Below are 10,691 nucleotides of genomic sequence, written 5' to 3'. Positions count from 1 at the left end.
ACAGGAAAGGCAAACATGGCGACAGAAGCCTCGACACTCCACGATGAAATTGAGTTGTTAAGGCAGAGACTGGCCTCGCTCGAGGCCAGCGTGCCGGGCTATGCTCCCAACCAGCCGCATGGCAAGAAAGGGAAATCCAGAACTACCCGAAACGCCGTTGTTCTTCTGGCAGCAGCTGGCATGCTGGCAGTACTCGCCGGCGCGGGTATGGTCTATAGCGAAGAAGCTCTGCACGCATTATTTGTCAGCACGAATGGTTACGTCGGCATCGGGACGACGCAGCCAAGTCAAAGGTTAACGTTAGGCTCTGGTAACATTCTGTTGCCAAATGCCAATGGTGAGAATGATGGGAATCTTTATTTTGGTGGCACTACAAATGCCGGCCAAAATGGACTCAGGCTATTTGGCGGTCTTGTCAATGGGGCTATTCCTGCAGGATTTGTAGATGTCCGAACCACTGATCCAAAGGATGGCTTAAGAATCCGTGTTGATACTGTCAATGGTGGCACCGAAAGAATGCGGGTTACGGCAGAAGGCAACATCGGCATAGGGACGGATGCACCGAAGGCGAAGCTGGATGTCCAGCAGGATAATCGCATCGGTGCCCATCCGGCTTCTGTCCGGGGGTTGTATGTAACTGGAGATTTCTCGCCCGACAGCGGCGTGGAGTTTCGCCACAGTAATGGAAGCCAAGGGATTGGGTTTGGATACAATACGATCTACGCAACAGGAAACAATGCTAGTCAAGATATAAACTTGAAGCCCCGGGGAAACGGCAAGGTGAACATCGCCGGTCAACTCGAAGTCAAAAGCGTAAAAATAGGCAATGCCGTCGTTGGAGAAAAGGAACTACTGGCTTTGAAAAAATTGGCTTCGGGAACTCTCATAGTCGATCTGTTTAATACCAAACAAAAAGAGTACCTGTATGCTGCGGATTATGCGCCCTATGACAAAGATCGACGACGTGTTTTTACCTGGAGGAAGGGAAATCGCATCAATCAGGGCCACTGGCAGTTAAGATTCGCTAGATAGCAATGAAGGGCTGTGCACCGTTGGGACCGGGTCTTGCGATCACACATCGGCTCCGCGTCCACCAAGGTGATCGGTGACGTACGACGATCAACCAAAACGACAGCGCAGTTACCCACTTGGAGGGCACAATCACACAACAATGACTCAGCGATCTTCAAGCAGATCTAGTTTTCATACATTAAAAGATAGCCGAACTAGAGGCCATGCAGGACAATCCCAAGCCCACCACCAATTCCGCGTACCGCCGGATTTTTTCAAATGGCCTACTGCTTGGATGGATTCATGAATTGTCGCCATTGACGAGAAAGACACGGTGGAGGGGCGAAGGTTTGAGGGCGAGGGCTCTGCCCTCACAGTAGAAAGTGCTACTTTTGCGATCGGGAAGCTGTGACCATGAAACAAGATCGCCGCACGGGAGTGAGACTGAACCAATAAACTATCCACCGGACAATAAGGAGACACCCATGAACGTACCCATGAACACAAATTTCGAAACCAGGTGAGGTGCCGTGGAGTCGTCCGCGCTCGGTTCAAAAAATTAGACTCCGGGGGCGGGGCTCTTCCCTCGACCGGATTTGAATAGACGCTTCTTGCGGGCAAAATGCGAGCAAGGTCGGTCCGGGCAGCGATGAGTCTCCCGGTGGGTGTGACAATATTCGTATAACCATTGGCAAAGAAATACAGACTGACTATTTCTCTCTCAACTCATAATAAATACCTCATGGAAAGGGTGGAATATCATGGCAGACCAGTTCTCAATTGGTTTGGCGGTATCAGGTGGTGGCTACCGGGCAACTCTCTATTCCCTTGGAGCGTTTTGGCGGCTCAATGAATTTGGTCTGTTGCCTAAGCTTAAAACCATAACCAGTGTTTCCGGCGGAAGCATCACGACCGGCTATTTGGCTGTCAACTGGGATAAATTAATATTTGAGGCTTCAGGCATTGCTACGAATTTTGAGGAGGTGGTTGCCAAGCCAATTCAGAAGTTTTGTTCAAAAAGTCTGGATGTGATGGCGGGTCTATCGGGGCTCTTTTCCTTTAGCGATACGATTGGCGATAAAGTCGCAAAAGCCTATGATAAAGAGTTGTTTCACGGCGTCAATATTCAAGCTTTGAGTGATCGCTCGCCTGGTTTTCTCTTCTATGGAACCAACTATCAAACAGGGTCCAGTGTCAGAATCGAAAAGTCTGCTCTATCCGATTACAAAATTGGTTCATACCCTGACCCCGATATTTCTATGGCCAAGGTCGTTGGAATTTCCAGCGCATTTCCACCCGTGATGTCGCCAGTCACTCTTGAAACCGATCCGGCCAAATGGGTTCGTACTGATGGTGCAATTCATTTCGATGATATTCATCTTAGAACGAAGTTGGTACTGACCGATGGTGGCCTTTACGACAATATGGGCTTAGAGGCCATTTGGAAGGGAAGAGGTTCTTACAGCCATGTGTTGGTTTGTGATGCAGGGGCTCCATTTTCAATATCATCGAAGCTAAAAACCAATTGGGCCAGTCAGCTCATTCGAATGACCAATGTGATGACCGATCAGCAACGCGCACTGAGAAAGCGAACGCTGCTGTATAATTTCAAGAGGCTCGATGAACAGGGTAACCATGAAGTCTATGGAGGCACCTATTTCGGGATTACCACCCAGATCGCTAACTACAAGCTGGATGATTCTCTCGTGAGCGACAATGAATTAACTAAAAGCTTGCAGAATGTACGTACTCGGTTAAATGCCTTCAATGATGCGGAACAAGGGCACTTAATCAATTGGGGCTATGCGTTGGCGGACACCGCTATCAGAAAACACGTTAATGAATTAATTGAGGGTAGGGTCTATAAAAAGCCATCATGGCCGATTACTGGGTACCCTTTGTAAAAGACCATTTCAATTGGCCGTTTCTCTTACGCAGTTGTAACGCTACAGGAAGGTTGGTCGTCGCCGGTGTAGATGGAGTGAGTTGTGACTGGGAAAAGAGGGTGGCGGTCTTCCCGTATTCTAGAACGAAGTGCGCCACGCTATCCTTATTCAACAGTGAGCATGACTTTTTTAGTGCGGAAAAACGGCTTGAAAACCTTTGGACCTGTCTGACCCTAAGTGCTGGTATTTCGCTCTATTTTTTGATGAGAAAACATATTGGATAATCAGGGCCACATGAGAATCTCAATCACAGACAGGAGAAAAATATATCCACTTGCCTTCTTTGTGATACTTGGTGGAGTATGGTTTATTCTGTCAGGATGTGGAAATGGGAATCATGCTCTGATGCAGCAGACTAATCACACACGACAGGTTGAACGGGATTCGATGGTAGATACCCAAATCGTCGCGGGAGGTGTCACCGACCCAATGGTAGTTGCCGCCATGCGCCGGGTTCCTCGGCACCGGTTTATGCCGGAGTCACATGCTGACGATGCCTATGGAGATTTTCCACTCTCCATCGGCTATGGGCAGACGATTTCTCAGCCCTTCATTGTTGCGTATATGACGCAAGCTCTGAAGTTGAAACCGGATGAGAAGGTCTTGGAAATTGGCACGGGTTCCGGGTATCAGGCCGCCATCCTGGCTGAATTAGTTTCAAAAGTGTTTACCATAGAAATTGTCGAACCACTTGCCGTAAGAGCGAAAAAAACTCTGGCAGAACTCGGGTACGACAATGTGATTGTGCGGGCTGGTGATGGCTATCAAGGTTGGCCTGACGAAAGCCCGTTTGATGCGATCATCCTGACGGCGGCGCCGAACCATCTTCCCGAACCACTCTTAGAGCAGCTGGCGATCGGCGGGCGTCTCATTCTTCCCGTTGGAGACTACCCTCAACGTCTTTTGTTTATTCGTCGCACTGAGGAGGGATACCAGGAAACCGAGTTGTTACCCGTGGTATTTGTGCCCATGACGGGCGAAGCCTTAACGAATCCTCCCCCAACCAAGCCTTGACGAACTTTTCACCCGTTGCCCACCTTCTTTACGCATAGATGACGAATCCGCCAGCCGGAAGGGTGAGCACGACGGCTTTGCCATTTCTCGACTCAACGGTCGTCTCCTGACCGATCTGTCCCGCATTGGTTGAATAGAGGCACGTGAGCGTGTGACCGGCCTGATGCAGCCCATCATCAACCGTCACCCAGGCGCTCCGGGGGGCAGCGTAGTCGGTATTCATTGCCAGGAGAATTTCCTGGTCATTGAAAATTCTGGACCAGGGGACCACTGAACGAATCTGCCCACCAAGCATACGCGGCAGCCCGAAGTCGATGCCATTTCCGGAAATTTCTCTCAGGTATTGTCGACCTCGTCGTAACGCAAGCTTGTCACGACGAAGGCGTAAGATGATAGCAAGTTGCCGGTACGCGGGACTCTCTTCATTGAAGAAATGCCGTTGATGGCTGTGAAAGGCCCCGAATTTTCCTCCAAACATGCATTCGCGAATGAATTGATCATTCTGCCCGTGCCCGTCAAAATACTGTTCGCTTCCATAGTACATGCAGGGAATGCCCATCGTGAGCGCGTTCAGCGCGAGCACATTAAAGAGTCCATCCGGCCCCTTAGCATCAGCACAAAATCTGGCTTTGTTTTCTCCCTTCCGTACTTGATCATGATCATCAAACAGGGTAACCACCCGGTTACGAAACCAGACGTGGGATTCTTTCTGAACCAGGATTGAATTCCGGAATAACTGAAAATACTCCTCCGGATTGCGATAGCCCTTCACGAGGTATTCCATTTTGTCCGGGATGTCGTCGACGCCAAGTGCGGCATCCAGACCTGTGGTTTCCAGCGTTTGAAACGCGCGGGTTCTGCCTCCGGTAATTTCTCCAATGAGATAAAAGTTTTCTTTGCCGATGGACTGGGTGAATTCATGGATCACCGACGCAAAATACCGGCTGGCTCCCAGGTCCATATGTTTGACGGTATCCACCCGATATCCATCGACGTCCGCAAAGGCAATCCAGAATTTGTACACCTCGGCCAGAGCCTTAAGAGCATCCGAGGGCTGATACTGATCGACGTCGCCGGAACCGAGTTGAATATTTTTCAGGTCAAGGAAATCCCCTTCAAGAAATTCAGGTGAAAAATCCCAATTGGTGATATGGCCTTTTCGGGTAAAGGCCTGAGGGTCTTGGAATTCCTGTGGCCAGATGGCACCATGCGGCCAGGCGGCAGGATCGCTTGTGATATCGAATTGTTGAAAGGGGAGAGTCGGTTCTCCGAATTGATCATGAAACCCTTGCACGTCATAGAGTTGGCCATCCCAGCGGGGATCATTGAAGGTCCGGCCGTTCTGTTCGGTTCGATAGCGGTTGGGATTGTATCGAAACACATCACCTGTGTGGTTGAGGATAATATCCAGAATGACGTAGATCCCGTGAGCGTGAGCGGTCCGGACAAGTGTTCTCAGATCTTCCCGTTGCCCAAAATGCGGATCGACATCCAAAAAGTTTTGAATGCCATATCCATGGTATGTGTCTTTAAATTTCACCTGTTTGAAAATGGGACTGATCCAAATGGCGGTCACGCCGAGACGTTCAAGGTATCCCAGCTTGCTCGTCAATCCGGATAAATTCCCTCCGCAAAATTTCTGTCCCGCGGCCTTCCAATGAGATGCATCCGCATTGCCCGCATCGGTTGACTGAAAGAGGGGAGTCGAGCCACGCCGGACGATGGTCCCGGCATTGCTTCTGTAGCCCTTTTCCTGTCCGTCCGAAAAACGGTCCAGCATTAAAAAGTATAAGACCTGATCCTCCCATGCGGCCGGAGAAGGAAAAAACTTCCGGTCACTGAGGGAAGGCAGGTTCACCTCTTGAAGATTCTTTTCTGTCATGACGGGCTCCCTTGATTGTGACGGTGCGGACCTCAACGTATGTCTGAAATATGGGTGGCATTCGCATGCGGTCAGTCAGATAGCCGACCTGCCGAATATTGGCCATCTCACCACGCTGGAAAATCTGGACTAAGGGATTGTTTCCCGGCATTGGGTTCATGACGCACCATCAGGCAATGACCCAAACCGCAAAGCCCTGCCCTTTTTTTGCCAGCTCTTCGCCCACATGGTGATGAAATATTTCCTTGAAGCTGGAGTACGATTCCCTTCCCACCACGATGGTTCCGCAATTCTGTTTGTGAGCCATTTCGATCAACTCGCGAGCAATATCCGGGCGATGGATAGATGAAGAAAATAATGCTGTGATCCTGGAAGGGAAAACGCCTGCCTGGTGCAAAATCGTTTTAGCATTTTCCATAATAGGTTCTGCCGCCAGTTTTGTGTTCTCGATCCAGTCTGCCTGCTCTTTTTTTAATGTCTCATCCAGCGTTTGCTCTATTCCCGGATCTTCGGCTCCCCCGAATTCCAATAGTTCTGGGGGAATGGAGGGAAGAACGTGAAACAGGACAATGTGAAAATTCTCCCGCGCTTCGACCATCTCAGCCACGTAGTATACACTCCGGATGGAAGAATCCGAACCGTCGACACCGACGAGTAATGTCTTATCCCTTGCCATCGATTACTCCCTCATTAAACGTGTATTTCGAAATGACTCCAATTAGGCCATCCTGCTTTTTCATTGTTTGAAATCTGATGTAGCAATGTCTTTCAGGTATGGCTCCTTAAAGAAACGGTTTCATGATTGCCTGGATCAGCCTAACAGGTGAAGGGCCTCCACATTGATTAAAAACCTAGGAAATTTTAACTCGGATGTCTACATGAGTACCAGAGTGCTGGCAGATGATTCGCCCATACTGAGGAGGAAAAGCCCAAAGGTCTCATCATGGTTGATCATGCTGAACTCTAGATGCATGTATTAAAAGCCATTCGTTGATGGTTAGACTCTTCCAGAGCTCGGCCTGCCGTTTTTACAGTCTTTCTGGGTCATTTTAATGGATTTAATCCGTGTGCGATGTGGGTGTTGTTATTTCGTGTGGCGTTGTTGGCGAACCTCCGGAACCGACGGAAGATGTTTCTCCTGCCGGGACGTTCGTCCTGGTCAGCGGGTTGGTGATGCTGGGCTTGGGGAGCCTTCTGCTGTTCTTTACAAATCTATAATCCTGACGTTCGTCCGTCTAATGTTGAGTGGTGCAATACTCTTGTGATTAATTAGTAAGAGTTCTACAGTAAGGTTATTACTAAACAGATAAGCAAAATTTCCCCCACGAATGTCTACATGACATTGGAAATCCAAGAGGGTCTTAGAACGTTCTTTGGAATGTTGTGGAGGGTATGAGTTGGATGAATATGAACGCGATCTCTTGTATGCGAAGCAGGTAGAGCAACTCTATGGGCTCGCGCCGGTTGGGATTATCGCCTCCCTGGTCAATGGATCTATTCTAACTTTTATTCAATGGAATGTGATTGCCCATGGCATATTGCTTACGTGGTTTTCCTGCCTGATCGTGCTCAATGGGGCCTGGAGCCTCCTATGGTATCAATTCAGGCACGGGTCTCGAAATCCTCAGGATTCCCATCGTTGGGGGCGTAGATTTCTTGGCGGGACCTTTGCTTCCGGCCTGCTCTGGGGGACAACGGGTGCCTTCCTCTTTCCTGAAAATTCCATTACGCATCAGATATTTTTGGCCTTTGTGTTAGGGGGCATGATCGCCGGGGCGACCGCTGTGTATGCGGCCCTGGAAGGAGCGTTCCTGGCCTATACTCTCCCGACTATTACCCCACTCCTCGTTCAATTTTTTATCCTGGATGATGAACACCACATGGCCATGGGAGCCATGAGCCTCCTTTTCGTGACTATGATGTTTGTCACCTTACGACGTAATCATACTGTGACGTTAGCATCGATGACCTTAAGCCTTGCGTTGGGTAGGTCCAACCAATCATTGCAAAGCGAAGTTCTTGAGCGTAAACAGGCAGAGGTGGCTCTCCGGGAAAGCCAGGAACAGCTACATTCGGTGGTGCAATCAACTGATGAGGGTATTATTTCGTTGAATAGTCAGGGGAAGGTGATGCTGTGGAATGCCGGAGCGGAAAGCTTGTTCGGCTTTTCGATGAAAGAAATGTACGGTCAAACGTTAGAGCGTATCATTCCCGAACGGTTTCGTTTGGCTCATCACCATGGAATTGCACGGGCTTCACGAGCGGGGGGAAAGACTGTTGAGGGGGAGATGTTTGAGCTGAAGGGGCTTCGAAGGGACGGCAGCGAATTCCCTCTTGAACTGTCTCTGGGATATTGGCACAAGCATGGAGAGGCCTTTTTTACCGGAATTGTCCGGGATATCACGGCACGCAAAGAGGCAGAACAAGCCCTTCATCGCCGAGAGCGGGAACTCGAGCATAGCCAGGAAGAGCTTCGGGCTCTTGGCGCCCAACTCATTTCTGCCCAGGAAGATGAGCGACGCCGTCTTTCCCGTGAACTTCATGATGATATGAATCAACGGTTGGCCGTGGTCGCCCTCGAGATACAATCCATTCAAAACACCCTGCCAGAATCGAATGCCATGCAAAAGACTCTTCAACACCTGAATGATCAAGTGTCCTCGCTTTCCGATAGCGTCCGGCATTTAGCCTACCAGTTGCATCCTTCTATTTTGGATGACCTGGGGTTGGTCGTCGCACTCCAGTCCTCTATTAGAGAATTTTCTCAATGGGAGAATATTTCAGTCACGTTTCGACCCCGGGATGTGCCGCATGCTTTACCCCAGGACATCGCGTCGTGTGTGTACCGGGTGACTCAGGAATGTTTACGAAATGTGGCGAAGCATGCGGATGCCACTCGGGTGCTCGTGGAGGTGATGGGGTTGGAGGCCGGCCTTCAGCTCGTTATTACGGACAATGGTAAAGGATTTATCCCTGAGGCTGTTCGCCCGGGCAGTCAGGGATTAGGTCTGATCGGGATGAAGGAACGAATTCGTGTGGTGCAGGGTACTTTTAAGGTGAAAGCCTCCAAAGGCAAGGGTACTACGATCACTGCGTGGATTCCACTTTCTTCAGAAACATAACCCCAATTCCGAACATTCATTTTTAATTGACTGTGCTTTTACTTCTCATTGGCGCCAATGGATGAAGCTCAGGATCCTTTTGAATATTTCATGAATGTGTGAAAAGAGTGTAGGTTTGGGCTTCTCCGGATTTCCATGCGTTCCAGTTTACCTCCTGCTTTTCCTGCCGCGTTAGGAATACTTTCGCACAAACTAAACTATTGATTATGTTTGACAGATCCGTATGAACGCGTAGTTGAAGGGGTTGGATGCCTGAGTCTCTCCCTTACATGGATAATCGCTCGATCGTTTGTCCTGGACCCTGTGGGGTTTTTGACTCGTCATGTCACGCCGTGGCCCCATGAGTATTCAAGCCTGTGTTTCGCCTATATGAGTGAATTCGCGTGAGCGTTTAGTGCGAAAACGCCCATTTAAGCTCCTCTCCTCGCCCTAAACCTCTTCGAAAAATTATAACCCTTGACCGACCAATACAAACTCCAGTCACGAGTTTGGGGACATAGGTTGGGTGGGTATATCTCTAGCGGCCCGATGGTATCGATTATGCTAGGAACGCTTGAGGGAGACGAGGGTTGATCCTTTCCTCATTGAACCGAGTGACGACGAATACGTGTTGCGCGTCTGAACAGATCGATACCAAAGGATTCTGACGCTTGGATTGAACCCATCACTAATTCGAGAGGAGAGAAAATGATGAATCGACCGGAAACACGAAGACCCCCACTGTCTGCGCCAACGGAGGAAGAGGCTGTGACCGATCGTACCCAGATCTTAGGTGACTATTCTCGATCCAATTCCCCAGATGCGAGCATGGACAAGGTTATCAAACGGTTTTTGATTAAACGTCAGGAAAAAGTTGGGACTTGATATTTCCGTCACAGGGTAATGCCCTCTCTCTGCCCATCCCTGACGGTTTCGGCAAAGGACGGTAAAAAACATGGATAACCAGGGACATCCGATTTGCCCTTGCTATCCTTGAGTCCCAAGGCCAAACCGATTGTGTTGATTATGGGGCAGACGGTTTGTGGCAGCGAGTTTTGCGACTACAGTGGGTTCCGCGCCTGAGAGCAACACCCCGAGCTGAGTTTTGAATATGGGAGAAACGATGTTGGCCAGAATCTTGGTCGTTGATGATGAGGCAGACAGCGCCTGCTCCATAGCCGAGGCGATAGAGGGGTGGGGATTCGAGGCGGTGACGACTTCAAATGGGCGGGAAGGTCTCCACGTGCTTCACACTATGCCTATTGATGGTATTTTTCTTGATTTGGAAATGCCGGTGATGAATGGATTGACCATGCTGGATGAACTGCGATGGGAGGGTAGCGAGGTTCCCGTCATTGTCATGTCGAATGAGGGCGATTATCTGAAACTTCAGAATTTTCTGAGAGAAGGTGTTCAGGATTATCTGGTGAAACCGATCAATCATCTTCTCTTGATGCAGAAAACATTTCGACATTTCCCTTGGCGAGAAAGCGTGGGGAAAAGACCGGCTTTGGTCAAAGATACCATTCATGAGGCTAAGCATCCTCTGGCGGAAGGAGCGTTCATGGTCCAAGGTCGTTGTGCGTTATCTTCGAGGAAATCTGATTGGAAAGTAGCCTGAGCAGTGAGAGGGGTTGGTCCGTGTCGGATTCTCCCACCTTTTCCTTTCTCCCATGGTGCCGATGCATTGTCTCCTTTTCATTGTGTGGAGATGTCCGGACCAAAAATCCCTGACAT

At 49.5% G+C, this 10,691-nt stretch carries 9 protein-coding genes; 7 read left to right on the top strand and 2 right to left on the bottom strand.

Annotated elements, in window-relative coordinates:
- The first annotated feature begins 15 nt into the window (after positions 1-15).
- The 3 genes from ACWHYD_RS13985 (at position 16) to ACWHYD_RS13975 (ending at position 3,971) form a co-directional block, all read left to right on the top strand.
- Complete coding sequence (locus ACWHYD_RS13985) at positions 16-1,032, top strand: hypothetical protein (protein ID WP_447962643.1); 1,017 nt, start codon at positions 16-18, stop codon at positions 1,030-1,032.
- 740 nt (positions 1,033-1,772) lie between these two features.
- Positions 1,773-2,915 carry a patatin-like phospholipase family protein gene (locus tag ACWHYD_RS13980; protein WP_447962642.1) on the top strand — a complete coding sequence of 381 codons (1,143 nt, stop codon included), beginning with the start codon at positions 1,773-1,775 and terminating at the stop codon, positions 2,913-2,915.
- Between the two features lie 387 nt (positions 2,916-3,302).
- A complete protein-coding gene (locus ACWHYD_RS13975; protein ID WP_447962641.1) occupies positions 3,303-3,971 on the top strand; it encodes a protein-L-isoaspartate(D-aspartate) O-methyltransferase in 669 nt (222 codons plus the stop codon).
- A gap of 28 nt (positions 3,972-3,999) precedes the next feature.
- On the opposite strand, the gene ACWHYD_RS13970 is transcribed toward ACWHYD_RS13975, so the two are convergent.
- Complete coding sequence (locus ACWHYD_RS13970; protein WP_447962640.1) at positions 4,000-5,853, bottom strand: alpha-amylase family glycosyl hydrolase; 1,854 nt, start codon at positions 5,851-5,853, stop codon at positions 4,000-4,002.
- Between ACWHYD_RS13970 and ACWHYD_RS13965 the strand changes: the two genes are divergently transcribed.
- Positions 5,852-5,986, top strand: coding sequence for a hypothetical protein (locus ACWHYD_RS13965; RefSeq protein ID WP_447962639.1), 135 nt, complete (start codon positions 5,852-5,854; stop codon positions 5,984-5,986). The genes ACWHYD_RS13970 and ACWHYD_RS13965 overlap by 2 nt on opposite strands.
- 36 nt (positions 5,987-6,022) lie before the next feature.
- On the opposite strand, the gene ACWHYD_RS13960 is transcribed toward ACWHYD_RS13965, so the two are convergent.
- On the bottom strand, positions 6,023-6,529 hold the full coding sequence (locus ACWHYD_RS13960; RefSeq protein ID WP_447962638.1) for a universal stress protein: 507 nt from the start codon (positions 6,527-6,529) through the stop codon (positions 6,023-6,025).
- A gap of 721 nt (positions 6,530-7,250) precedes the next feature.
- On the opposite strand from ACWHYD_RS13960, the gene ACWHYD_RS13955 reads away from it, so the two are divergent.
- The 3 genes from ACWHYD_RS13955 to ACWHYD_RS13945 all read left to right on the top strand — a co-directional run bounded on the left by ACWHYD_RS13955 (position 7,251) and on the right by ACWHYD_RS13945 (position 10,575).
- Entirely contained in the window at positions 7,251-8,975 is a 1,725-nt protein-coding gene (locus ACWHYD_RS13955) for a PAS domain-containing sensor histidine kinase (protein WP_447962637.1), read from the top strand.
- A 687-nt stretch (positions 8,976-9,662) separates the two neighbouring features.
- Positions 9,663-9,839, top strand: coding sequence for a hypothetical protein (locus ACWHYD_RS13950; protein ID WP_447962636.1), 177 nt, complete (start codon positions 9,663-9,665; stop codon positions 9,837-9,839).
- Between the two features lie 238 nt (positions 9,840-10,077).
- On the top strand, positions 10,078-10,575 hold the full coding sequence (locus tag ACWHYD_RS13945) for a response regulator (protein WP_447962635.1): 498 nt from the start codon (positions 10,078-10,080) through the stop codon (positions 10,573-10,575).
- The last annotated feature ends 116 nt before the right edge of the window (positions 10,576-10,691 follow it).

The organism is Nitrospira sp. Ecomares 2.1, assembly GCF_965152585.1.
The sequence above is the reverse complement of the archived record's forward strand: the minus strand, read 5'-3'. Positions and strand labels throughout refer to the sequence as shown.

What these genes read in the sequence shown, in the direction of transcription:
- ACWHYD_RS13985 (WP_447962643.1), top strand. Translation starts at nt 16, where the DNA reads ATGGCGACAGAAGCCTCGACACTCCACGATGAAATTGAGTTGTTAAGG.
- ACWHYD_RS13980 (WP_447962642.1), top strand. Translation starts at nt 1,773, where the DNA reads ATGGCAGACCAGTTCTCAATTGGTTTGGCGGTATCAGGTGGTGGCTAC.
- ACWHYD_RS13975 (WP_447962641.1), top strand. Translation starts at nt 3,303, where the DNA reads ATGCAGCAGACTAATCACACACGACAGGTTGAACGGGATTCGATGGTA.
- ACWHYD_RS13965 (WP_447962639.1), top strand. Translation starts at nt 5,852, where the DNA reads ATGACGGGCTCCCTTGATTGTGACGGTGCGGACCTCAACGTATGTCTG.
- ACWHYD_RS13970 (WP_447962640.1), bottom strand. Translation starts at nt 5,853, where the DNA reads ATGACAGAAAAGAATCTTCAAGAGGTGAACCTGCCTTCCCTCAGTGAC.
- ACWHYD_RS13960 (WP_447962638.1), bottom strand. Translation starts at nt 6,529, where the DNA reads ATGGCAAGGGATAAGACATTACTCGTCGGTGTCGACGGTTCGGATTCT.
- ACWHYD_RS13950 (WP_447962636.1), top strand. Translation starts at nt 9,663, where the DNA reads ATGATGAATCGACCGGAAACACGAAGACCCCCACTGTCTGCGCCAACG.
- ACWHYD_RS13945 (WP_447962635.1), top strand. Translation starts at nt 10,078, where the DNA reads ATGTTGGCCAGAATCTTGGTCGTTGATGATGAGGCAGACAGCGCCTGC.